The sequence below is a fragment of the Sulfitobacter guttiformis genome (assembly GCF_003610455.1).
In the GTDB taxonomy this organism is placed as follows: domain Bacteria; phylum Pseudomonadota; class Alphaproteobacteria; order Rhodobacterales; family Rhodobacteraceae; genus Sulfitobacter; species Sulfitobacter guttiformis.
Window position 1 is genome coordinate 592,535 of record NZ_RAQK01000002.1, and the last position, 22,669, is coordinate 615,203.

Here is a 22,669-nt window from a genome sequence, read left to right on the forward strand (position 1 = left end):
TGTCGCCTACACAGAGTTTTTTGTACCACTTTCGCCACATTTTAGGCGATGTTCAGCCACAACTGAAGGTTATCCAGAGGGTGTCTTGTAGGGTAGTAATACATTGTTAACGTATAAGGCGCAGACTGAGACGAAGTTTTGTAACGATCCCGGAGCAAGCGGATGGCCTACCTTCTTACAGCAGTAATGACCGGCGGCGTCGCCGCACTCATGTCATTGTTCGAAGGTCATGCAATAGGTCAGATTGCCCTTAACTATATCGTCTACGGTCATCTTGGCATGGCCACATTGGTCCTCGCAACAGTCGCTGCACGACGGTTCGACCGCAAAAAAACCCGCTAACTCCACGATCTATGCGTGACATCAGGAACGCAGCTTAGCGCCCGCCGCTAAGCTGCGGGTTTTGAAACAAATATCTTGCGCCACACTGGTGTTACCAGCTTTTCCCCGATGGGTATCAACAAAAGCCCCAACAACAGTCCAAGCACACCATCGATCGCGGCCTTGGTAAACCACTCGGTCGCGCCTGTGACGGCCTCGGGCACAGCATGTCCGACGGCGTAGGCAATATCGTGGATCACATGGGCAGGTCCGGCAATGCCCAACTCTTCAAGCCCGTGAATAATGATCGAGCCGCCAACCCAAAGCATGGCCGCCGTCCCAACAACCGTGAGCAGCCGCAAAAATCCCGGCATGGCTTTTACCAGACCACGGCCCATTGTACGGGTGAGTGACAGGCGACCATAGTTCGCCATGGCAAGACCCAGATCGTCCATTTTGACAATCAGCGCGACCGATCCGTAAACCGCCACTGTAATAATCACCGCGACGGCGGCCAGTGTTGCCGCCTCCATCCAGAAACTGCTGGCCGGAATGGCGGCCAGTGATATGGTCATAATTTCGGCGGAGAGAATAAAATCGGTTTTGATCGCACCCTTGGCCTTTTCTTCTTCGAGCTTGGCAGGATCGTCGATGGTGACCTCCTTGTTCGGGTGATCTTCGTGTCCGTGCCCCCAGCCTAGGACATGGGCTACCTTCTCGGCCCCCTCGAAACACAGATAGGCTCCGCCCAGCATCAACAACGGCGAGATCGCCCAAGGCGCAAATGCCGAAAGCGCAAGACCGGCGGGCAACAAGAACACCAGCTTGTTGCGCAAGGATCCTTTAGTGATGCGCCAGATGATCGGCAACTCGCGGCTCGCCTCGAATCCCGACACATATTTCGGCGTAACGGCGGCATCGTCTATCACCGCTCCTGCGGCCTTGGCCGAGGCTTTGGTCGCCTGCCCGATGACATCGTCAATCGAGGAGGCCGCCACTTTTGCGATGGCAGCCACGTCATCCAACAGGGCAATCAATCCGCTCATTTATCCGCTCCGTTTGTTTGTTGTCACACTGCTACTGTAGTGGCACGAAAATGCCAATGGAGGAGGCATGATCGCCAATCACACAGGTTTAACGCTAACATGGCTGGGCGCGGCGGCATTGCCTCTGGCCCCCTCATGCGGCAGGGGTTTATAGCAGGCATAACTCATCCCTAAAGGAGCCTATTATGACCATCAAAGTCGGAATTAACGGTTTTGGCCGCATCGGCCGCTGCACCCTGTCGCACATCGCCCGCTCTGGCCGGACCGATATCGAGGTGATCAAGCTGAACGCAACCGGTCCGATCGAGACGGCGATGCATTTGCTCAAATACGATTCTGTGCATGGGCGTTTCCCGAACGAGATCACGATTGGCGATGGAACAGTCAATTTGGGGCAAAACGACATTCAGGTTATGTCTACCTATGATCTGGACGCGCTCGACTGGTCGGGCTGTGACGTGGTGCTTGAATGCACAGGTCAGTTCAACGACGGTGAAAAGGCAGCCGCCCATATCCGTGCAGGCGCCAAAAAGGTTTTGCTGTCGGCGCCGGGCAAAAACGTCGACCGCACCGTGGTAATGGGTGTGAACGATCATGAGTTGCTGGCCAGCGATGCTATGGTCTCCAACGGGTCATGCACCACCAACTGCCTCGCGCCGCTGGCCAAGGTCCTGCACGAGGCATTCGGGATCGAAAGCGGTATCATGACCACGATCCACAGCTATACCGGCGACCAGCCGACGCTCGACCGTCGCCACAAGGATTTGTACCGTGCGCGCGCCGCTGCCATGGCCATTATTCCGACCTCGACAGGTGCCGCAAAGGCACTGGGCGAAGTGCTGCCCGCGCTCAAAGGCAAGCTCGACGGTACTGCCCTGCGCGTGCCCACCCCGAACGTGAGCGCGGTGGACCTTACGTTCATTGCAGGCCGTGATGTGACAGTAGACGAAGTAAATGCCGCCGCAAAAGCTGCCGCCGAAGGTCCGATGTCGCAGGTGATGGCATATGATCCAGAGCAAAAAGTCTCGATCGACTTTAACCAGACCGAGCACAGCTCGATCTTTGCGCCGGACCAGACGGTGGTCGTTGGCGGGCGTACTGTGCGCGTGCTGGCGTGGTATGACAATGAATGGGCATTTTCCGTGCGGATGGCGGATGTGGCCGTTGCCATGGGCAAACTGGCCTAAGCCTTGCCGCAACGATCTGCCTGCCCTAAAAGGGGCAGGCAATAAAAAGGGCGCGTAGATGACCAACCGGATCGCATTAGTACTCGGCCTGATCATTATCGGCGCTATTGTGGCCGACTATATCTACTTCGGTGTAGAACATACTGTTTTTCTTGCCAAAAAGCTTACCGACCTGATCGAATGGCTGGCCTTCTGGCGCTAGAGCGCCCGACACAGTGACACAGTCCCGCTTGCGGTGTTGAAAGTCACCGCCTGCAGGCCTAGGTTCCCCAAGAATGGCACTTCACAGATAAAATCGAGACATCAGCATGACCATCAAAGTCGGGATAAACGGGTTTGGCCGTATCGGCCGCAATATCCTGCGCGCCCTGATCGAGAGCGGGCGTGACGACATAGAGGTGGTGGCGATCAATGATCTGGCCCCCCTTGCAACAAATGCCCATTTGTTCGAGTTTGATTCCGTGCATGGACGCTTTGGCCGAGAGGTCGAATGGCGCGAGGGCGTCATGGATGTGGGTCGTGGTCCTATCCGCATGACGGCCCATTCAGCGCCCGAGAATCTGCCGTGGGGCGATGTGGATATCGCAATGGAATGCACCGGCGTCTTCCGGGCACCGCAAAAGGCAGCACTGCACCTGCAAAACGGCTCAAGCAAGGTATTGCTGTCCGCTCCTGCAAAAGGAGACATGAAAACAATCGTCTACGGCGTAAACGATGATCTTATTACTGCGGATGACACTGTGGTGTCCAACGCGTCGTGCACGACAAATTGCCTCGCTCCGCTGGCCTATGCTCTGCACCGGGCGTTCACCATCAAGCGCGGGTTTATGACAACTGTGCACAGCTATACCGGTGACCAATCCATCCACGACAAGGCACATAATGATTTAAACCGCGCCCGTGCGGCAGGCCTGTCGATGATCCCCACGACGACCGGCGCGGCAGAAGCGTTGGGCATTGTTCTACCCGAGCTTGCGGGCCTCATTACCGGAACCGCGGTGCGCGTTCCCACGCCCAACGTATCCTGTGTCGATCTGGTGATTGAAGTGGGCCAGCATGTAACGGTGGATCAGGTGAACACCGTGCTGGCCGATGCCGCAACAGGTATGCACGGCGTGATGGCTGTCACTTCACGGCAGCTCGTCTCGGTTGATTTTAATCACGATGCGCACAGCACGACGGTGGCGCTGGACCAGACAACAGTTCAGGGTGGCACCCTGCTGCGCGTCTTTGCGTGGTATGACAACGAGTGGGGCTTCTCGAACCGTATGCTGGATACAGCAACCGCCATGATGCGCGCCTAGGACCTATTTGCCGAGGCGCGCTTTGAGCTCCGTATTCACCAGCGGCGTAACGAATTTGCTGACATCCCCATCAAGGCGGGCAATCTCTTTGACCAGCTTGCTCGCGATCGCCTGATGCTGTGCCTCGGCCATCAAAAATACCGTCTCGATCTGGTTGTTGAGCTGTCGGTTCATGCCAACCATCTGATACTCATACTCAAAGTCGGCAACAGCGCGCAGGCCGCGAATAATCAGGCTTGCGCCCACATCGTTGGCGCAGTGGATCAGTAGGTTCTCGAACGGGTGCACAACGATCTGGATGCCGGTTTCGCGCGTAAGGGCGGCACATTCGTGCTCGATCATCACAACACGCTCTTCGAGCGTAAAGAGCGGCCCCTTGTCACGGTTGATTGCGACCCCGATCACCAGCTTGTCCACAAGTGACGCTGCGCGCCTGATGATATCGATGTGCCCCAATGTGATAGGGTCGAAAGTACCGGGATATAGGCCAACGCGCATGTGCAGCGCTCCTTGGATCAGAGTTTGTCAGGTGCCCAAGCAAACATGTGCCGGGCCGGGATGCAATACCTGCTAGTGCCCCCGGATCATCCCTTCAAGCGCATCTTTCTCCATCGCAAGCTCCATAAGACGCGCCTTGACCACATCCCCAAGCGAAATCAGCCCGACCAGAACACCGTCTTCAAGTACCGGCATGTGGCGAAAACGCCCCTCTGTCATCTGCTCGAGGACCATATCGGCGCGCATATCGCGACTACAGGTAACCAGTTTCGCTGTCATTATGCTACTCACAGGCTCTGCCAGACTGGCCGCACCGGAGCGCCCCAGCTCGCGCACGATATCACGCTCTGAGAGGATGCCATCGGGTGCCAGCCCGTCACGCGAGACGATCAATGTCCCGATCCGTCGCTCCGACAACATATACGCCGCCTGTGCAATGGTCGTGGACGGCATCACCGTCACCACTGTCTCATCCGCCTTGGACTTCAAAATATGAGATACCAACATTGATCTTCCTCCCGTGGTCAACCTGATCTTGCTTGCGATGGTCGCGCAGCATCTGCGCTTGTGTCAAGCGCGCAGAACTTAACCGACAAGCGCTTCGAGCCTTGCCACCTCCTCGCGCAGGCCCGCAGAGAGCAGATCGGCGAACCGTGCGAGGCGTGCGTTGCGTGCATCGTCCACATGCCGGATCAGGTAAAACGCCCGTGTCAAACTCACTGCATCGGTCAGAATACGGCGCAATGGCAACGCGAACGGCAAGCTGAAATCATGGACCACGCCCACGCCTGCCCCCTGCCGCAACATATTTACCTGAACCGAAACAGAGTTGGATGCCAGCGCCACGCGCCCTGCCCCCAGATCCGCCAGATAATCAAGCTCACGATCGAAAATCATGTCCGAGATATAACCCACCATCCGGTGGGATTTGAGGTCAGCGAGGCACCCGATGGGACCGTGCGCCTCAAGATAGCTCTCTGACGCTGCCAGATGCAGCTTGTACTCCGTGACCTGCCGCACCACCAACCGGCCGGCAGTTGGCGCGCTTACTCCGATGGCCATGTCCGCCTCGCGCCGTGTGAGGTTGAATACCCGTGGCAGTGCTACAATCTGGATCTCCAGCTGCGGGTTATCGCGCCCGATGGCGGCACATACCTGCGGCAAAAGAAAATTTGCACAGCCGTCCGGCGCGCCCAACCTGATTTGCCCGCTCAATCCCTCACTCTTGGCATCATCCCCGACTGCAGTACCGCGCATAGCCTGCTCGACCGCCCCGGCCCGCTCGAGCAGTTGTGCTCCCGCTTGGGTCAGTGCGTAGCCCTGAGGTGATTTAACAAACAATGCCACCTGCATGGCTTTCTCTAGCCGCCCCATACGGCGCCCCAATGTTGCAGGGTCCAGCCGCAGCACCTTGCCCGCCCCCGACAGGCTCTGCTCCCGTGCAACAGCTAAAAACAGGCGTAAGTCATCCCAATTTTGCAATGTGGCCCTCCTTTCCCATTCTTGGCTGTCCCTCCTGTCTGAGTATTTTAACTCGTTCATACAGGCAAAATTGCAGGATGGCTTTGAAAACTTGCCCCTACCACCCGCCTTTTTGCAAGACTACTGTGAGACCAAATCCAACAGGAGATGCCAGATGAAAGAACTCACCCATTATATCAACGGCGAACATGTCAAAGGCACATCGGGCCGATTCGCTGATGTTATGAATCCCGCGACTGGCGAAGTGCAGGCGCAATGCCCGCTAGCTTCCAAGTCCGAGCTTGAGCAGGCCGTTGCTTTTGCCGCCGCTGCCCAGCCCAAATGGGCCGCTACCAATCCGCAGCGCCGCGCGCGCGTCCTGATGCGTCTGGTTGACCTGCTGAACCGCGATATGGACAAGCTGGCCGAAGCGCTGAGCCGTGAGCATGGCAAAACCCTTCCAGATGCTGCAGGCGATGTGCAGCGTGGTCTGGAAGTCGTAGAATACTGCATCGGTGCACCACAGCTTTTGAAAGGCGAATATACCGATTCAGCCGGGCCCGGCATTGACATGTATTCCATGCGTCAGGCGCTTGGAGTGACCGCAGGCATCACGCCTTTCAACTTCCCCGCGATGATTCCGATGTGGATGTTTGCCCCTGCGATTGCTTGCGGCAACGCATTTATCCTCAAACCGTCCGAGCGTGACCCTTCTGTTCCGCTGATGCTTGCCGAACTCGCGGAAGAAGCGGGCCTGCCAAAAGGCATCCTTCAGGTTGTGAACGGCGATAAAGAGGCGGTTGACGCGATCCTGCACAATGACATCATCCAGTCCGTAGGTTTCGTCGGATCGACGCCGATTGCTGAATATATCTATGCAACGGGCTGTGCCAACGGCAAGCGCGTGCAGTGCTTCGGCGGTGCCAAGAACCACATGATTATCATGCCGGATGCCGATATGGCGCAGGCCGCCGACGCACTTATCGGTGCAGGTTACGGTGCCGCAGGCGAGCGGTGCATGGCGATTTCTGTTGCTGTCCCCGTTGGCGATGATACCGCCGACCGCCTGATGGAAGAACTGGTCCCACGGATCGAAAAGCTCAAGGTTGGCCCCTACACTTCCGGCAACGATGTGGATTACGGGCCCGTCGTGACCGCAGCGGCAAAAGCCAACATCGAGCGTTTGGTCCAGACCGGTATCGATCAGGGCGCAAAGCTGGTTGTTGATGGCCGCGGGTTCAAGCTGCAAGGCTACGAAGAAGGTTATTTCGTAGGCCCGCACCTGTTCGATCACGCAACCAAAGAAATGGATATCTACAAGCAGGAAATTTTTGGTCCTGTCCTCACCTGCGTGCGCGCCCAAAGCTATGAAGAAGCGCTGGGGTTGGCGATGGACCACGAGTATGGCAACGGTACAGCAATCTTTACCCGTGACGGTGATGCAGCGCGTGATTTCGCCAACCGCGTGAATGTTGGCATGATCGGGATTAACGTTCCGATCCCTGTGCCACTGGCCTATCATACCTTCGGCGGCTGGAAAAAATCAGTATTCGGGGATCTGAACCAGCACGGCCCCGATGCGTTCAAATTCTACACCCGCACCAAGACTGTGACTGCGCGCTGGCCTTCTGGAATAAAAGAGGGCGGAGAGTTCTCGATTCCGGTTATGGAGTAAATCCACACCCTTGACTGAAAGACGGCACAGGGTTGAGCGCCAGATTTCTATCCAAAGGGAAAAATGAAAAAAGGGGCGGCGTTTTCGGGCGGCGTCCTTTGTTTTTCGGGATGTGATTGCTTTGACAAACTCTCGAAAGATTTGCCAAATACTCTGCGCACATAGAATTTCGGGAGGACGATATGGATTTCGCACTTAGCGAGGAACAGACAGCCATTTTTGACATGGCGCATGCCTTTGGGCAGGAGCATATCGCGCCCCACGCCCAAGTGTGGGAAAAGGACGGAACGATCCCAAAAGAGCTTTGGCCGAAGATCGCCGAACTTGGCTTTGGCGGGCTTTACGTCTCAGAAGAAGGCGGTGGCGCGGGACTGTCGCGGCTTGATGCTACGCTGGTATTCGAGGCGCTCTCGATGGCTTGCCCTTCGGTCGCGGCGTTCCTATCGATCCACAACATGTGCGCAAAAATGCTCGACAGTTTTGCCTCCGACGATCTCAAGGCGCAGATCATGGAGGACGTTCTGTCGATGAATACCGTCCTCAGCTATTGCCTCACCGAGCCGGGGTCGGGATCGGATGCAGCAGCTTTGAAGACGCGGGCAGACCGGACTAACGAAGGTTACACCCTCAACGGGACCAAAGCGTTCATTTCGGGCGGCGGATATTCAGATGCCTACGTCTGCATGGTCCGCACGGCACAGGGTGGTGCGGCCGGCGTCTCGACGGTGTATGTTGAAGATGGCACAAATGGCCTCAGTTTCGGCGGTTTGGAAGATAAAATGGGTTGGCGCAGCCAACCAACGGCGCAGGTGCAATTCGACGATTGCAATATTCCCGCAGGAAATCTGATAGGCGAGGAGGGAAAAGGTTTCAAATATGCGATGATGGGGCTCGATGGCGGGCGGCTGAACATCGCCGCCTGCTCGCTCGGAGCGGCGCAGGTCGCGCTTACCAAAACGCTCGATTATATGGGGGAGCGCAAGGCATTTGGTCAGCCGATCGACCAGTTTCAGGGCCTCCAATTCCGCCTCGCCGATATGGAGATCGAGCTTCAGGCGGCACGGGTATTTTTGCGCCAAGCAGCATGGAAACTCGATAACGGTGCGCCTGACGCGACGAAGTTTTGCGCTATGTCCAAGAAGTTCGTGACCGAAGCCGGCAGCCGGATTGTGGATCAATGCCTGCAACTGCACGGTGGCTATGGCTATCTGGCGGATTACGGGATCGAAAAGTTGGTGCGTGACCTTCGGGTGCACCAGATCCTTGAGGGTACCAACGAGATCATGCGCGTCATCGTGGCCCGCGATATGTTGAAAAATCGCTGATGTCCGATATAGATATACGCATTATTGGCAAGGCGGGGCGCATTACTCTGACCCGCCCTAAGGCCTTGAATGCAATGACATACGAGATGTGTCTGGCCATCAGACAGGCGCTTACTGATTGGCAGAGCAGTGCTGAAGTATCGTTGGTGGTGATTGACGCGACAGGCCCGCGCGCCTTCTGCTCGGGGGGTGACATAGCAGAGCTTTACGAGACCGGCACTAAGGGAAACTATACTTATGGTCAGAAATTCTGGGCAGACGAATACGCTCTCAATAATCTGATATTCAATTATACGAAGCCGGTGGTGTCATTCCTGCAAGGGTTTACCATGGGCGGCGGTGTCGGCATCGGATGCCATGGTACCCACCGGATTGTCGGCGAAACCAGCCAGATCGCGATGCCCGAATGTGGCATCGGGCTGGTGCCGGATGTGGGAGGTTCACTGATGCTGGCGCTGGCGCCGGGGCGGCTGGGTGAATATCTGGGAATAACTGCGGCGCGGATGGGTGCGGATGATGCAATTTATGCAGGCTTTGCAGACCACTACGTTCCAGAGCTAATGTGGGCAGACCTGATAACCGAGCTTGAAGAGAGCGGTGACACGACGTGCCTTGATGCTCAAATTACTGCGCCCGCCGAAGGCACATTACGCAGCTGTAACCCGCAGATTGATGATTTGTTCGCGGGCGAAACTCTGGGAGATATCGTTCGCACGCTGAGGGCGGACGGGAGTGAATTTGCACAAGCCGCGATTAAACTGATGGGGCGCAACGCACCTTTGTCGATGGCCTGCACGGTGGAGATGATCCACAGGTTGCGCGGCCCCAGTCTTACAATGGAAAAGGCGCTCGACCTTGAGTACCGCTTTACTGCGCGGGCGATGGAGCACGGTGATTTCCTCGAGGGTATCCGCGCCGCAATCATCGACAAAGACCGCGCTCCGGCGTGGCAATTTGCGGATAGCGATGTGCCCATGGCGGCCGTCTCGAAAATGTTGCGTCCTTTGGGACCGAATGCACTCAAACTCTGATAGGAGAACCACATGGCGAGCTTTACAATCGGGTTTATCGGCCTTGGAAATATGGGCGCACCGATGGCGCACAACCTCGCGCAGGCAGGCCATAAAGTGCAGGGATATGACACCGCAGGGACCACGGCGGAAGGGGTCAGTGTCGCACAGAGCGCCGATAGCGCCTGCGCGGAGGCCGATTTTGTCATCACCATGCTGCCGAACGGAGCGATATTGCGCAGTGTCGCGGCGCAGGTCTTACCTGCGATGAAGCAAGGTGCCACGCTAATAGATTGCTCAACCGTGGACGTAGATAGTGCCCGCGACGTAGGTGCACAAGCGGCGGAAATGGGCCTCGGCTTTGTGGATGCACCTGTGTCGGGGGGCATTGGTGGTGCTGCGGCGGGTACGTTGACGTTTATGACCGGCGGGACGGACGCGGCGTTTGCAGCAGCACAGCCCTTGTTTGATATTATGGGTCAGAAGGCCGTGCATTGCGGTGCAGCAGGATCCGGTCAGGCCGCAAAAATATGCAACAACATGATCCTTGGCGCCACTATGATCGCAACATGCGAAGCCTTTGCATTGGCCGACAAGCTGGGGCTCGACCGGCAAAAAATGTTTGACGTTGTGAGCACTTCTTCGGGCTATAGCTGGTCGATGAATGCCTATTGCCCCGCACCGGGGGTCGGGCCGCAATCGCCCGCCGACAATGACTACAAGCCCGGTTTTGCAGCTGAATTAATGCTAAAAGACTTGGGCCTGAGCCAGCAGGCAGCGCAGGCCGTGGACGCCGATACCCCTATGGGCGCGCTTGCGCATGCGCTTTATGCGGAGTTCGTCGAGGTAGAGGATGGCAAGGGCCGCGACTTTTCTGCCATGCTTCCGCGACTGGCCGCTCGCAGCCGGAGCCGCGAAAAACCGTGAGAAAATGTCGCAAAACGGCATTTACGCGCGGCAAGCTCGCCTAGGCTAAGGCGGACCACATCGGAGGAATCGACGATGCCCCTACCCTTTGACGCGTTTGCGGCCGGCCTGCGCTACGATGATCTGCCACAGAACCTGCTTTGGACCTTACGAAGGTCGTTTACAGATACGATGGGCACAGCGGCTGTCGCCTCGACCACTGAAATGGCCGGTATTGCGCGGCGCGGCGCTATGGCCTTGTTCGGGGTGGGCGGTGCGGGCACCTCGCGGATCATGCTGCATGGCGGACACGTAAGCCCTGTAGGTGCTGCCATGGCGGGCGCTTTCACGGTCGATGCGATTGACGCCCACGACACCACATCGCCGTGCAAAGGTCATGCCGGATCAGCAGTGTTCCCCGCCTTGCTGGCCCTCGCCGATGCGTCGCAGGTGCCTGTGACCGGCAGGGACTTCGCGATCTGGCTCGCTATAGCCTATGAAGTAAGCTACCGCGCCGGACTGGCGCAACACGCGACATGTGCAGATTATCACACCTCCGGCGCATGGACCTCGACAGGCGTTGCAACGGCAGCTGCCGTAGTATTGGGTCTGGACCGCGGGCAAATACGCCATGCGGCAGGAATCGGGGAGTTTCACGGCCCTCGTAGCCAAATGATGCGCTGCATTGATCATCCCACCATGCTGCGCGATGGCGTCGGTTGGGGCGCGCCATCGGGTCTGACTGCGGCTTATCTGGCGCGCGAAGGGTTTACCGGCGCGCCTGCCCTTACCTGTGAGCAGGTACCGGAGTTCTGGGCGGACTTTGGTGTAGCGTGGCGCACTGTCGAAGACACCAGCTACAAGCCCTATCCCTGTTGTCGCTGGGCGCACCCCTCGATTGATGCAGCGGCTGAGCTTATGGCGCAGCATGGATTGGTGGCGGCCGATATTGCAGGGGTTGAAATCAGAACTTTCCACAATGCCACCCGCCTTGCCGGTCATACGCCTAAAACATTGGACGAGTTCAGCTATTCCATCGCATTTCCCGTGGCTTGCATGATCGTGCGCGGCCAGATCGGCGTTGCCGAATTACAGCCAGAAACGCTGAATGACCCAGAGATTTTGCGCGTAAGTTTGGCCACAAACCTCATCGACGATGCGCATTACACAAAGATTTCTGTAGGGAAACGATGGGCCGAGGTGACGCTGCGCACCACGAACGGGCGGCAGTTCACGTCCCCCCCGCGAAGCCCTCGAGGCGATCGTGACCATCCGCTAAGCGATGATGAGATTTCGGACAAATTCCACCTGTTCTGTGATCCGGTTCTGGGGAGGACACGGGCGAAAGAACTGGCCGATTTATCGGGGCGTTTTGACAGTCTGGATGCAGGCGGGTTCAGCCGCCTGCTCGATCTTTGCCTGACAGCACCGTGATTACTCGGCCGCAGCAACGTGTTGGGTCAGCATCGGCTTGAGGTATTTACCGGTATAGCTGGCCTCGACCTCGGCGACCTGTTCGGGTGTGCCTTTTGCCACCACCTGTCCGCCTCCATCGCCACCTTCGGGGCCAATATCAATGATGTAATCGGCTGTTTTTACCACATCGAGGTTATGTTCGATTACGATAATCGAATTGCCTTGATCCACCAGCTCATGAAGTACTTCCAACAACTTGCGGACATCCTCGAAGTGCAGACCTGTTGTTGGCTCGTCGAGGACATAGAGGGTTCGGCCCGTTGAGCGTTTGCTCAATTCTTTGGAAAGCTTTACGCGCTGCGCCTCGCCCCCAGACAGGGTCGTGGCCTGCTGACCAACCTTGATATATCCAAGGCCAACCCGCATCAGTGCGTCCATCTTTTCGCGGATCGAAGGTACCGCAGTGAAGAACGTCTGCGCATCTTCCACTGTCATATCAAGGACATCAGCAATACTTTTGCCTTTGAATTTGATCTCTAGCGTCTCGCGGTTATAGCGCTTTCCCTTGCAGGTTTCGCACTCGACATAGACGTCAGGCAAGAAATGCATTTCTATCTTTATGACGCCGTCGCCCTGACACGCCTCGCAGCGCCCCCCCTTGACGTTGAACGAGAACCGCCCAGGCTTGTACCCGCGCGCCTTTGACTCCGGCAGACCTGCAAACCATTCGCGCATTGGCGTGAAGGCCCCCGTGTATGTTGCGGGATTGGAGCGAGGCGTCCGCCCGATAGGGCGCTGGTCAATGTCGATCACCTTGTCGAGGTGCTCAAGCCCCTTGATCGTTTCGCATGGTGCCGGTGTCTGGCGCGCGCCATTCAGGTTCATAGAAGCGGTTTTGAACAGTGTCTCGATCGTGAGCGTGGATTTCCCCCCGCCCGATACACCTGTGACGCAAACAAACTGCCCCAACGGAAAGTCGACAGTGATGTTCTGCAGGTTGTTTCCGGTAGCTTTCACAACCTGGATCTTCTTTTTGTTACCTTTGCGGCGCTGGGTAGGAACCTCAATCCGGCGCTTGCCAGTGAGATACTGACCGGTCAGCGAATTGGGGTCGTTTGCCACGTGCTCGGGCGTGCCATGGCTTACCACCTGCCCGCCGTGCACACCTGCGCCCGGCCCGATGTCAAAAACATAATCGGCCTCGCGGATGGCTTCCTCGTCATGCTCGACCACGATCACCGTGTTGCCCTGATCGCGCAGATTCTTGAGGGTAAGTAACAGGCGATCGTTGTCGCGCTGGTGCAAGCCGATAGAAGGCTCGTCGAGAACATAGAGGACACCGGTAAGACCAGAGCCGATCTGACTGGCAAGGCGGATCCGCTGGCTCTCGCCGCCACTTAATGTACCACTTGAACGAGCAAGCGTAAGATATTCTAATCCAACATTATTCAGGAATCCGAGACGCTCCCGTATTTCTTTGAGGATCGCCTTTGCGATCTCGTTTTTCTGCACGGTCAATACATCGGGGACGGTGTTGCACCACTCATAAGCCTCGCGGATGGACATCTGTACTACATGGCCCGCATGCAGGAGTTGATCGCCTGCGCCGATCTTGACGGCGAGCGCCTCAGGCCGGAGGCGGTAGCCTTCGCAGGTGCCGCAAGCCCGGTTGTTCTGATAGCGCTCAAACTCTTCGCGGATCCAGTTGCTGTCGGTCTCGCGGTAGCGGCGCTCCATATTGGGTATAACCCCCTCGAACACGCGGCTCACTTCATAGACGCGGCCACCTTCGTCATAGCGAAATTTGATTTCCTCCTTGCCGGAGCCATAAAGGAACACCTGCTGGATTTTAGGATCGATATCTTTCCATTTTGCCGATGGGCTAAAGCCGTAATGCTTTGCAATCGCTTCGATGGTCTGCTTGAAGTAGGGGCTTTTCCCTTTACGCCAAGGGGCGAGCGCACCGTCATAGATTTTGAGGTTCTGATCGGGTACGACAAGCCGTTCATCAAAGAACAACTCCTTGCCCAGACCGTCGCACGACGGGCAGGCCCCGAAAGGAGCATTAAAGGAAAACAGGCGCGGCTCAATCTCGGGGATGGTAAACCCGCTGACAGGACACGCAAATTTTTCGGAAAAGGTGAAGCGCTCAGGCTCACCCTCGGCGGGGGCTGTCTCGAGGATGGCGATGCCATCGGCCAGATCGAGTGCGGTGCGCAGACTATCGGCTAGCCGCGTCTCGAGCCCTTCGCGCACCACGATGCGGTCCACAACAACATCAATGTCATGACGGAATTTTTTGTCCAGTGTGGGGGGCTCGTCAAGTTCGTAGAATTCGCCGTTCACCTTGACCCGCTGAAAGCCCGTCTTGCGCAGCTCAACGAACTCTTTGCGATACTCGCCTTTGCGGTCGCGGATGATGGGGGCCAACAAATACGCGCGCGTCCCCTCCTCCATTGTCATGATCCGGTCGACCATATCCTGAACCTGTTGCGCCTCAATCGGCTTGCCCGTTGCGGGCGAATAGGGCGTACCCACACGCGCGAACAGCAGGCGCATGTAGTCGTAGATTTCGGTCACTGTACCCACGGTCGAGCGCGGGTTCTTCGATGTCGTTTTTTGCTCAATACTGATCGCAGGAGACAGACCGGAGATATGGTCCACGTCAGGTTTTTGCATCATATCAAGGAACTGGCGGGCATAAGCGCTCAGGCTCTCGACATAGCGGCGCTGACCTTCGGCATAGATCGTATCAAACGCTAGGCTGGATTTACCGGAACCGGACAGGCCCGTGATCACCACCAGCTGGTCGCGTGGAATATCCACGTCAATGTTTTTGAGATTATGTTCGCGCGCGCCGCGCACTTCGATGTGTTTCAGCTCAGCCATGGTAAGACCCCCGTCATTCCTACCTCACATAGGTGCGGCAACAGGATTCTCCAATGCAAAAAAGTGAACAAACGGTAAACATCAAGCGTTTCTGCGCAAGACTGTCAGTAGAATGTGCATGACAAGGCCAAGCAGAAAGGCAAACCCGGCAATAACCGGCAGGCTGGCGTAGCCCCATCCGGCCAGCGACATGGCCATCACCGGTGTCCCGAGCGTGTTGCCCAGATTGCCCATCTGGGCCATTGCACCATTTGCTTGCGAGCGTGTCTCGGCGGTGGCGTTCAACTCAGGCACCGCGGCAAAACTGGCCCCTTGAATGAGGCCGAGTGCACCCGCCAGCGTCAGGCAAGCCAGAACCCCAGCAGGGACCACAAAAAGCCAGATCATGCACAGGGCCGACAAGGCAAAGCCGATCATCACCACGCGTACCGCTGCCATGATCCGCAACATCACCACCCCGAAGGTCATCGAGACGGCGATACTGACCAATGGCATTGAGCCGATCACCAAACCGCGATGTGACGGGTCCAGAAACGGCGGCAGAACAGTCAGGATCGACACAAAGCAGAAGGTATAAAACAACCACCCAACCGCAGGCGCACTGATGTAGGCAGAACGGTAGATAGTGACGTGGATCGCCAGTATGGTGCGTAGCGAAATTTCCATCACCTCACCCGTGTCCGGAAGCCGCCTCAATCGCGGACTGAGATAGAGGGCGAAACCCGCCATATAAGCGGCGTGAAGTGCAAAGAGTACGGGGATGCCCGCTCCGATTGCGATCGGACGGCCCAGCCATACCATTAGTGCGAAGGCCACGCCAAAGAATGTCCCCCATAGGGTGAGGGCCAGACCGCGCTGATTGTCTGTGGCGATCTGCGCAATGAGTGTAGGGGCCGCAACGACAAGGGCCAGATGGGACACCCCTTCAACCAGACGCAGCGCCAGCATAACGGGCAGCGGTGGCAAAAGCGCCTGGCCTAATGAGACAGCAGCCCCGAGCCAGAGCGCGCCCAGAAGCGACCGGCGGTAGCGCACCTTGGAGACGAGCATGGCCGCAACCGCACCCAGCAATATCCCGATGAAACCCAGAACAGACACCAACCAGCCCAGAACGGGCCCTGCGCCGGGGTATATGCCGTCAAGTAAATCAAAGATAACAGCAATTTTCGCGTATTGCATTGCCGCGCCGAGGCCGGCGCCCCAGAGCGCAATGATAAGCGGCCATGATCCGGTCATTGCGTCGGGCAGTCCATCAGCTCCGCTCGGCCATCGCCCAAGCGCAAATTGGCATCATCGGATCATCCTCGATATCATCCTCGCCCTCGATGTATTCGGGAGGCCAATTTTCCTCGAGATTGCGGCGTGCTACATGGCGGTTGCCCCACTGGAAGGACTGGATCAAATGCTCTTCAAATCCGCATTCGATAAGGAAATTCTTGAGCCCACGCGCAGACCAGCGGGAGTTGTCCATCGGCGCTGCATGAAAGGGTACAAAAAACGGCACCGCCACCCAGAACTTGCCGCCCTTTTTCAGCATCTGGCGGACATGTTTTGTGGCCGTGTAGGGGCGGTCGAGATGCTCCCAAACCTGATTGGCGAGGATCAGATCGAATTTCCGCGGTTTCCCTGTCTCGGAATCAATATAGGGACCTGCACAGATGTCATATTCCGGAAAGCGAAACTGCTCGTAGCTTTTAAAATCGAACTGTTGGCCGTAATGCCCTGAAATCTCTGCGACCTTGAGGCGCGGAGGGTTCAATTCCTGAATCATCCCGCGCGATGCGGGCCCCATTACAACACGATTTATGCTTACCATGTCCTACCTATGCCAGCGCGCTGCAGTACGGTCCAGCTAATAGAGCATGTCAAATTCCAGCATGATTTGCGGTTCGTCAAGAAATTCCCAAAAATGCCTGAAACTTTTAATCAGGAAGTATCGTGAATGGATCAGAAGCAATCTGCTTTGCTACATCAACGAGGACACAAAATGACGTTCAAGACAGTTTCCACCGCTACATTCCTTTCCTTGGCTGCCGGCTCGGCCTTTGCTGCAGGTCATGCCACAACAACAGGGTACGGATTGATCGACGAAGGCAGCGCGATTGTAGTATTCACCGATATGGCATCACCCGCAGGCGCTACAAAAGTTGTCCTGACTGGTGGTACAGTTGATGCAATCGCCTACCGTCCTGTAACGGGAGATCTGGTCGGGTTTTCCAAAGCCGGAATGATCTATACCATTGATCCCCAAACCGGTGCGCTGACAGACACGGGCGCTACATTTGGTGATGATGTCACGATGGCAGATGACGCTGCTGTTGCACTCGACTTTAACAACGCGATTGACGCGGTACGTGCTGTGTCCTCCGACGGTGTAAACGTTGTCTACTTCCCGAAAGAATTTGCAGACGAGCGCGCCAACACAGTCAAGCGTTTCACCGATCTGGCCTATGCTGAAGGCGACGTAAATGCCGGTGCAACACCGTTGATATTTGCTAACGCCTACACAAATGCGGTCAATGGCGCAAAGCAGGAAACAACAGCACAGTATGCGATTGATGCCGGCCTTGATGCGCTCGTGACGCTGGCCAACAACGAAGGCACGCTGGCCACTGTTGCTCCCCTGACACTTGACGGTGCACCGTTTGATGTGTCCGATATGGGTGGCTTTGACATCATCTCGGCAGCGGCGGGCGAAGACACCGCAATTGCACTTCTGGGTGCCGAAGGCTCAGAGACATCCGGCATCTATCAGATTGACCTTGCGACAGGCGCCGCAACGTTGATGGGCGATACAGGCATGGGTGGCTTTAGCGGATTTGCAGCGAAGATTAATTAAATTGATGCCATAAGACGGTAATGGCGCGAAGGTCCCCTCCTTCGCGCCATTTTTTTCGAATTCGAAACAACAACTCTACATGTGAATTACACGCCCATAAGCATCCAGAACAGCCTCGTGCATCATTTCTGACAGGGTCGGATGTGGGAAGACGGTATTCATAAGATCTTCTTCGGTGGTTTCAAGTTGCCGACCGATCACATAACCCTGAATCAGTTCGGTCACTTCGGCCCCAACCATATGCGCGCCCAAAAGCTCACCGGTTTTTGCGTCGAAGATGGTTTTGATCATCCCGCTTTCTTCACCCAGAGCGATTGCCTTGCCGTTGCCAATGAACGGGAAGCGCCCGACCTTGATCTCGAAACCCAGCTCTTTTGCCTTCGCCTCTGTATACCCGACGGAGGCCACTTGCGGGTGACAATAGGTGCAGCCCGCAATGCTTTCTGGTTTGACCGGATGCGCGTGGTTGCCCGCGATCAGCTCTGCCACCATCACGCCTTCATGGCTGGCCTTATGTGCGAGCCAAGGGGCGCCTGCGATATCGCCAATGGCATAGAGCCCCTCGATGCCTGTACGGCAGTATTCATCCGTGACGACATGGGTGCGGTCGATCTTGACGCCCAGCTCCTCAAGCCCGAGGTTTTCCACATTGCCGACAATACCGACGGCGCTGATTACCGTATCAAATTCATGTTTCTCTACAGATCCGCCCACTTCGATATGGGCGGTCACTTTGTCCCCTGCACGGTCGAGCTTTTTGACCATCGCTTTTTGCATGATCTTCATGCCCTGCTTTTCGAAAGCTTTTTTGGCGAAGGCCGAAATTTCTGCGTCTTCCACCGGCAAAACACGGTCCATCACCTCGACCACAGTCGTATCGGTGCCAAGCGTGTTGTAGAAGCTGGCGAATTCGATGCCGATCGCGCCCGAACCGATGACCAACAGTTTCTTCGGCATATGGGGCGGTTGCAAAGCGTGACGGTAGGTCCACACAAGCTTGCCGTCCGCCTCAAGGCCCGGCAACTCGCGGGCGCGGGCGCCGGTAGCCAGCACAATATTTTTGGCAGTAAGTTCTTGGGTATCCTTGTCGGTCTTTACGCTGACCTTGCCCTTGGAGGGAATGGTCGCCTCCCCCATGATAACAGTAACTTTGTTCTTTTTCATCAGATGGCCGATGCCACCCGAAAGCTGGCCCGCCACCCTGCGGGAGCGTTTGACGACCGCATCCAGATCATAGCTGATGCCTTCGACCTTGAGACCGAATTCCTTGGCGCGGTGCATCAGATGGAAGACCTCGGACGAGCGCAGCATTGCCTTTGTCGGGATACACCCCCAGTTGAGGCAGATGCCACCGAGGTTCTCGCGCTCGATGATGCAGACTTTCATGCCGAGTTGTGCACCCCGGATTGCCGCCACATAGCCCCCCGGTCCAGCACCAATAACAATGAGATCAAAGGATGTGTCAGCCATGGGTCACCTCGCGCCGGTTTGCGGAAAAATATATAGTTTACCGTTAAACTATCGTGTGCAGTGTCGCAATGGTGTCGGCGGCATCCCTGCCAAGCAAAAGCCCGCGCATCCTTTGGCACGCGGGCTTTGAAGATTTACCGCCCCTCAGGCTTTAGGCAGCGACATCGGCCTGAAGCTGTCGCAGGGTATGACCATAGCCACCCTTTGCAGCATAATCCTGCTCGCCGCGCGTGGGTTGCCGCGAGAGAGCATCGTTGCGATAGGGAAAGCGACCAAACTGCCGGATAACTTCGCGGTGTGCCTGCGTTTGAAGAAGGTTGTTCGCTGCTGAAGGGGGCATCCGCTCGACCATGAGGCGGATGCAACGATCCTGATCACACAGGTTTTCGGAGTGCATCAAGGGCAGGTAGAAAAACTGGCGCGCGGCGGCGTCAATCTTGAGATCCCAGCCTTTGCAGATCGACAGCTTGGCAACGCCAAGCGCTGCTGTATCAAGCGCGAAAGCAGTGCCATTGTCGCGGAACATGTTGCGGGAAAATTGATCGGTCAGAATAAGGTAGGCCAACGCACCTGAAGGGTAGGTCAGCCACAGGCTTAGACCGCCTGCCCTTGCCGCCTCCCAAGTGGTCATGAACCGCTCACGGATTTCAGCGTCGACCGCCTCATCCACGGCGTACCAGCCCTTTGGTCCAACTTTGTCCAGCCAGAATTCGAGCACCTGTTCGGGAGCCACCATCACGATTTCCTTCTCATGCAAAAATGCTAACCCGTTAAGGTAACGATAAAATCACGAAAAGGCATACTCACGAATTGCAACAGTCCGGTCATGTTTAGCGCAATCATCGCCGCAGATAGGGAATTTGTTTCCTATCGGTGGCGGGAAGTCGCCATTTGACCACCGCGGTTATTCAGGTTTTTGCGTTGTGTCTCCGGTCTCCAATTCGGTCTCGATGGCGTATTCCTGTGCGATCTCCATCGCAACGCTTGTCCCTGTCGGACCCATTGGCACGTAGGAGCCCGTTTCGTCAGCGGGAAGTGCTGCACGTACGGTCGAGCGGTAGATCGCGTAGAGGACCAAAACGACAAACAAGACGCCTGTGAACAGGTAGAACCCGCCAGGCCCCAGCGAGGTGCCCATCATCCAACCTGTGATCACAGGCCCCAAAATGGCCCCCAGCCCGTTGATGAATAGTAATCCGCCAGAGGCTGCGGCCATGTCATCATGATCGAGAAAGTCGTTAGTGTGGGCAATCAACAAGGAGTAAAGCGGATTTGCCATGCCCCCGATCACAAATGCCGACACCAGCAAAAGCGTAAAGATGTGGCCCTGAACCATACCCAACAGACACCCAAGCGCGCCGCCGACCGACACCACAATAATCAGATAGCGGCGGTCCATGCGGTCGGAGATCCACCCGATGGGGTACTGCAAAAATACCGCGCCAATAAAGAAGGTCGCCACAAACGTAGAGATCTGCGCAACGCTCAGCCCCGCCTCGGCGCCATAGACCGAGGACATCCCGAACTGCGCCGAGAAGATACCGCCCAGAATGAACATCCCCACACAGCCCAACGGTGATGCATCCATCAACGACTTGAGGCTCATTGGTTTAGTGCTCGCAAAGGCGGGAGTGGGGCTGATCGACAGCAAAATCGGTGTGATTGCCATGCTAACCAGCACCGAGGGGATCACAAACAATACAAACCCGTCAGGCTCCGCAACCAGAAGCAGCGCCTGCGCCGTCACGATGCCCAGTGTCTGGACGATCATATAAAGCGACAGCGCCTGACCGCGGTTCGAATTATCCGCAGCATTGTTGAGCCAGCTTTCCGCCGTGACGTAAACCGCAGAAAAGCAGAACCCGATCAGAACGCGCCCCAGTGTCCAGACCCAGACGTGCGGGAATGTTGGATAAAGAATCATTACCGCAGAAATCGCTGAGGCCAGTGCAGCAAATACACGCACATGGCCCACCCGCTTGATCATTAGTGGTGCAAGCCGCGAACCGCCGAGGAATCCCACGAAATAGGCCGACATCACAATCGACATCGCAAAGGTATCAAACCCCTCGATGTCGCCGCGAATACCCAACAACGTTCCCTGCATGCCGTTGCCCAGCATCAGCAGGAACATGCCGAACAGAAGGGCCCAAGCACTGGTGAGGACTTGCCACATGATATGTTCCTTTGATTGCTCCCTCTCCTTACAAGGAGGCGAGGGTCGTTTCGCGGTCTAAGAGCGACCAGATCAGTCGCTTTTGCGCGGCGGTATCAGGAGTGATGCATCTCCGTAAGAGAAGAAACGATAGTTTTCGTTAATTGCATGGGAATAAATATCACGGATTGTCTGTGCGCCCATCAGCGCCGATACCAGCATCATCAGGGTCGAACGTGGCAGGTGGAAATTGGTCATCAATGCGTCAGCCACGTTAAAGATGAACCCGGGCGTAATAAAGATGTCCGTATCGCCCTCCCACGGGGTAATTGTGCCGCCTTTGCCTGCTGTCTCGATCAGGCGCAGGGCGGTCGTTCCCACAGGTATCACGCGGCCGCCGGCAGCTTTGGTCGCGGCGATCTCGGCGCTGGCCTGTGCACTGACCTGCCCCCATTCGGCGTGCATCTTGTGCTCGGAAATATCGTCGACCTTTACCGGCAGGAAAGTACCCGCACCCACATGCAGCGTGACGTAGGAAAACACGACCCCCATATCGCGCAACACTTCCAATAGGGGCGCATCGAAATGCAGCGAGGCCGTCGGGGCCGCAACCGCGCCGGAGTTTTTGGCCCAGACGGTTTGGTAATCGATCTTGTCCTGTGCATCCGCGGGGCGTTTGGCGGCAATATAGGGCGGAAGCGGCATCGCTCCTGCGGCATTCAAGGCCGTGTCAAAATCATCGCCCTCAAGGTTGAACCGAAGATATCCCTGACCGTCCGCGACCCCGACCAAAGTGGCACGCAGATTGTCGGAAAAAATCACATCCTCGCCTGGTTTGAGCTTTTTGAGCGGTTTGACCAAGGCAGACCATACGCCCGCTTCCGCCTGCGGTTCCAGCAGAGTCACCTCGACCTTCGCACTTACGGGCCCTTGGGCGCTGTCGCGGTGGCGCACTCCTGTAAGGCGCGCAGGAATGACGCGGGTATCATTCAGAACCAGCCGGTCACCGGCGCGCAACCATTTGGTCAGATCGGTTACATGGCCATCATGGATCTTGCCGCCTTCTGCCACCAACAGTCGCGCAGATGAGCGCGGCTGCGCAGGGCGCACGGCAATCAGGGTTTCGGGCAGGTCAAAGTCAAAATCACTTAGTTTCATGCCGCTGCC

21 protein-coding genes are annotated in these 22,669 nt (G+C 56.6%); 10 read left to right on the plus strand and 11 right to left on the minus strand.

Annotation, left to right across the window (positions count from 1 at the left end):
• The first annotated feature begins 162 nt into the window (after nt 1-162).
• The gene (locus tag C8N30_RS15475; RefSeq protein WP_025061888.1) at nt 163-342 is read left to right on the plus strand and encodes a hypothetical protein; all 180 of its coding nucleotides are present in this window, start codon (nt 163-165) and stop codon (nt 340-342) included.
• A gap of 47 nt (nt 343-389) precedes the next feature.
• Here the strand turns inward: C8N30_RS15475 and C8N30_RS15480 are convergent, their stop codons facing one another.
• The gene (locus tag C8N30_RS15480; protein ID WP_025061887.1) at nt 390-1,367 is read right to left on the minus strand and encodes a DUF808 domain-containing protein; all 978 of its coding nucleotides are present in this window, start codon (nt 1,365-1,367) and stop codon (nt 390-392) included.
• A 185-nt stretch (nt 1,368-1,552) separates the two neighbouring features.
• Between C8N30_RS15480 and gap (C8N30_RS15485) the strand changes: the two genes are divergently transcribed.
• From gap (C8N30_RS15485) to gap (C8N30_RS15490), 3 genes are all read left to right on the plus strand, one after another.
• The gene (gap, locus tag C8N30_RS15485) at nt 1,553-2,554 is read left to right on the plus strand and encodes a type I glyceraldehyde-3-phosphate dehydrogenase (protein WP_025061886.1); all 1,002 of its coding nucleotides are present in this window, start codon (nt 1,553-1,555) and stop codon (nt 2,552-2,554) included.
• 58 nt (nt 2,555-2,612) lie between these two features.
• On the plus strand, nt 2,613-2,756 hold the full coding sequence (locus tag C8N30_RS19430; protein ID WP_025061885.1) for a hypothetical protein: 144 nt from the start codon (nt 2,613-2,615) through the stop codon (nt 2,754-2,756).
• Nucleotides 2,757-2,862: 106 nt separating this feature from the next.
• A complete protein-coding gene (gap, locus tag C8N30_RS15490; protein ID WP_025061884.1) occupies nt 2,863-3,858 on the plus strand; it encodes a type I glyceraldehyde-3-phosphate dehydrogenase in 996 nt (331 codons plus the stop codon).
• 3 nt (nt 3,859-3,861) lie between these two features.
• On the opposite strand, the gene coaD is transcribed toward gap (C8N30_RS15490), so the two are convergent.
• The 3 genes from coaD to C8N30_RS15505 form a co-directional block, all read right to left on the minus strand.
• The gene (gene coaD / locus C8N30_RS15495) at nt 3,862-4,356 is read right to left on the minus strand and encodes a pantetheine-phosphate adenylyltransferase (protein ID WP_025061883.1); all 495 of its coding nucleotides are present in this window, start codon (nt 4,354-4,356) and stop codon (nt 3,862-3,864) included.
• Between the two features lie 72 nt (nt 4,357-4,428).
• The gene (locus C8N30_RS15500) at nt 4,429-4,863 is read right to left on the minus strand and encodes a CBS domain-containing protein (RefSeq protein ID WP_025061882.1); all 435 of its coding nucleotides are present in this window, start codon (nt 4,861-4,863) and stop codon (nt 4,429-4,431) included.
• Between the two features lie 78 nt (nt 4,864-4,941).
• Nucleotides 4,942-5,838: a LysR family transcriptional regulator gene (locus tag C8N30_RS15505; RefSeq protein WP_025061881.1), complete on the minus strand. Its 897-nt coding sequence runs from the start codon at nt 5,836-5,838 to the stop codon at nt 4,942-4,944.
• 154 nt (nt 5,839-5,992) lie between these two features.
• Here C8N30_RS15505 and C8N30_RS15510 point away from each other — a divergent pair, with 154 nt between their 5' ends.
• The 5 genes from C8N30_RS15510 to C8N30_RS15530 all read left to right on the plus strand — a co-directional run bounded on the left by C8N30_RS15510 (nt 5,993) and on the right by C8N30_RS15530 (nt 12,167).
• On the plus strand, nt 5,993-7,492 hold the full coding sequence (locus tag C8N30_RS15510; protein WP_025061880.1) for a CoA-acylating methylmalonate-semialdehyde dehydrogenase: 1,500 nt from the start codon (nt 5,993-5,995) through the stop codon (nt 7,490-7,492).
• Nucleotides 7,493-7,674: 182 nt separating this feature from the next.
• The gene (locus C8N30_RS15515) at nt 7,675-8,817 is read left to right on the plus strand and encodes an acyl-CoA dehydrogenase family protein (protein WP_025061879.1); all 1,143 of its coding nucleotides are present in this window, start codon (nt 7,675-7,677) and stop codon (nt 8,815-8,817) included.
• On the plus strand, nt 8,817-9,848 hold the full coding sequence (locus C8N30_RS15520; protein WP_025061878.1) for an enoyl-CoA hydratase/isomerase family protein: 1,032 nt from the start codon (nt 8,817-8,819) through the stop codon (nt 9,846-9,848). The genes C8N30_RS15515 and C8N30_RS15520 overlap by 1 nt, the downstream gene beginning before the upstream one ends.
• Nucleotides 9,849-9,860: 12 nt before the next feature.
• Entirely contained in the window at nt 9,861-10,754 is an 894-nt protein-coding gene (gene mmsB, locus C8N30_RS15525) for a 3-hydroxyisobutyrate dehydrogenase (RefSeq protein WP_037967846.1), read from the plus strand.
• 75 nt (nt 10,755-10,829) lie between these two features.
• On the plus strand, nt 10,830-12,167 hold the full coding sequence (locus C8N30_RS15530) for an MmgE/PrpD family protein (RefSeq protein WP_025061876.1): 1,338 nt from the start codon (nt 10,830-10,832) through the stop codon (nt 12,165-12,167).
• Here the strand turns inward: C8N30_RS15530 and uvrA are convergent, their stop codons facing one another.
• The 3 genes from uvrA to C8N30_RS15545 form a co-directional block, all read right to left on the minus strand.
• The gene (gene uvrA / locus C8N30_RS15535; protein WP_025061875.1) at nt 12,168-15,038 is read right to left on the minus strand and encodes an excinuclease ABC subunit UvrA; all 2,871 of its coding nucleotides are present in this window, start codon (nt 15,036-15,038) and stop codon (nt 12,168-12,170) included.
• A gap of 81 nt (nt 15,039-15,119) precedes the next feature.
• Nucleotides 15,120-16,274: an MFS transporter gene (locus C8N30_RS15540; RefSeq protein ID WP_025061874.1), complete on the minus strand. Its 1,155-nt coding sequence runs from the start codon at nt 16,272-16,274 to the stop codon at nt 15,120-15,122.
• Between the two features lie 16 nt (nt 16,275-16,290).
• Nucleotides 16,291-16,854 carry a methyltransferase domain-containing protein gene (locus tag C8N30_RS15545; protein WP_025061873.1) on the minus strand — a complete coding sequence of 188 codons (564 nt, stop codon included), beginning with the start codon at nt 16,852-16,854 and terminating at the stop codon, nt 16,291-16,293.
• Nucleotides 16,855-17,025: 171 nt separating this feature from the next.
• Between C8N30_RS15545 and C8N30_RS15550 the strand changes: the two genes are divergently transcribed.
• Nucleotides 17,026-17,877 (plus strand): DUF4394 domain-containing protein, encoded by an 852-nt coding sequence (locus C8N30_RS15550; protein WP_025061872.1) that lies wholly within the window; start codon nt 17,026-17,028, stop codon nt 17,875-17,877.
• A gap of 75 nt (nt 17,878-17,952) precedes the next feature.
• On the opposite strand, the gene lpdA is transcribed toward C8N30_RS15550, so the two are convergent.
• From lpdA to queA, 4 genes are all read right to left on the minus strand, one after another.
• Nucleotides 17,953-19,347 carry a dihydrolipoyl dehydrogenase gene (lpdA, locus tag C8N30_RS15555; RefSeq protein ID WP_025061871.1) on the minus strand — a complete coding sequence of 465 codons (1,395 nt, stop codon included), beginning with the start codon at nt 19,345-19,347 and terminating at the stop codon, nt 17,953-17,955.
• 151 nt (nt 19,348-19,498) lie between these two features.
• Nucleotides 19,499-20,083 (minus strand): DUF924 family protein, encoded by a 585-nt coding sequence (locus tag C8N30_RS15560; protein ID WP_025061870.1) that lies wholly within the window; start codon nt 20,081-20,083, stop codon nt 19,499-19,501.
• Between the two features lie 168 nt (nt 20,084-20,251).
• On the minus strand, nt 20,252-21,523 hold the full coding sequence (locus C8N30_RS15565; RefSeq protein WP_025061869.1) for an MFS transporter: 1,272 nt from the start codon (nt 21,521-21,523) through the stop codon (nt 20,252-20,254).
• Between the two features lie 72 nt (nt 21,524-21,595).
• Nucleotides 21,596-22,660: a tRNA preQ1(34) S-adenosylmethionine ribosyltransferase-isomerase QueA gene (gene queA, locus C8N30_RS15570; RefSeq protein ID WP_025061868.1), complete on the minus strand. Its 1,065-nt coding sequence runs from the start codon at nt 22,658-22,660 to the stop codon at nt 21,596-21,598.
• Nucleotides 22,661-22,669 lie beyond the last annotated feature (9 nt).

Excerpts from the sequence above, each read along its gene's own strand:
- C8N30_RS15515 (WP_025061879.1), top strand. The coding sequence starts at position 7,675 with ATGGATTTCGCACTTAGCGAGGAACAGACAGCCATTTTTGACATGGCG.
- C8N30_RS15565 (WP_025061869.1), bottom strand. The coding sequence starts at position 21,523 with ATGTGGCAAGTCCTCACCAGTGCTTGGGCCCTTCTGTTCGGCATGTTC.
- C8N30_RS15475 (WP_025061888.1), top strand. The coding sequence starts at position 163 with ATGGCCTACCTTCTTACAGCAGTAATGACCGGCGGCGTCGCCGCACTC.
- C8N30_RS15545 (WP_025061873.1), bottom strand. The coding sequence starts at position 16,854 with ATGGTAAGCATAAATCGTGTTGTAATGGGGCCCGCATCGCGCGGGATG.
- gap (WP_025061886.1), top strand. The coding sequence starts at position 1,553 with ATGACCATCAAAGTCGGAATTAACGGTTTTGGCCGCATCGGCCGCTGC.
- lpdA (WP_025061871.1), bottom strand. The coding sequence starts at position 19,347 with ATGGCTGACACATCCTTTGATCTCATTGTTATTGGTGCTGGACCGGGG.
- C8N30_RS15550 (WP_025061872.1), top strand. The coding sequence starts at position 17,026 with ATGACGTTCAAGACAGTTTCCACCGCTACATTCCTTTCCTTGGCTGCC.
- C8N30_RS15560 (WP_025061870.1), bottom strand. The coding sequence starts at position 20,083 with ATGGTGGCTCCCGAACAGGTGCTCGAATTCTGGCTGGACAAAGTTGGA.
- uvrA (WP_025061875.1), bottom strand. The coding sequence starts at position 15,038 with ATGGCTGAGCTGAAACACATCGAAGTGCGCGGCGCGCGCGAACATAAT.
- C8N30_RS15500 (WP_025061882.1), bottom strand. The coding sequence starts at position 4,863 with ATGTTGGTATCTCATATTTTGAAGTCCAAGGCGGATGAGACAGTGGTG.
- mmsB (WP_037967846.1), top strand. The coding sequence starts at position 9,861 with ATGGCGAGCTTTACAATCGGGTTTATCGGCCTTGGAAATATGGGCGCA.
- C8N30_RS15530 (WP_025061876.1), top strand. The coding sequence starts at position 10,830 with ATGCCCCTACCCTTTGACGCGTTTGCGGCCGGCCTGCGCTACGATGAT.
- C8N30_RS15510 (WP_025061880.1), top strand. The coding sequence starts at position 5,993 with ATGAAAGAACTCACCCATTATATCAACGGCGAACATGTCAAAGGCACA.
- C8N30_RS15520 (WP_025061878.1), top strand. The coding sequence starts at position 8,817 with ATGTCCGATATAGATATACGCATTATTGGCAAGGCGGGGCGCATTACT.
- C8N30_RS15540 (WP_025061874.1), bottom strand. The coding sequence starts at position 16,274 with ATGACCGGATCATGGCCGCTTATCATTGCGCTCTGGGGCGCCGGCCTC.
- coaD (WP_025061883.1), bottom strand. The coding sequence starts at position 4,356 with ATGCGCGTTGGCCTATATCCCGGTACTTTCGACCCTATCACATTGGGG.
- C8N30_RS19430 (WP_025061885.1), top strand. The coding sequence starts at position 2,613 with ATGACCAACCGGATCGCATTAGTACTCGGCCTGATCATTATCGGCGCT.
- C8N30_RS15480 (WP_025061887.1), bottom strand. The coding sequence starts at position 1,367 with ATGAGCGGATTGATTGCCCTGTTGGATGACGTGGCTGCCATCGCAAAA.
- gap (WP_025061884.1), top strand. The coding sequence starts at position 2,863 with ATGACCATCAAAGTCGGGATAAACGGGTTTGGCCGTATCGGCCGCAAT.
- queA (WP_025061868.1), bottom strand. The coding sequence starts at position 22,660 with ATGAAACTAAGTGATTTTGACTTTGACCTGCCCGAAACCCTGATTGCC.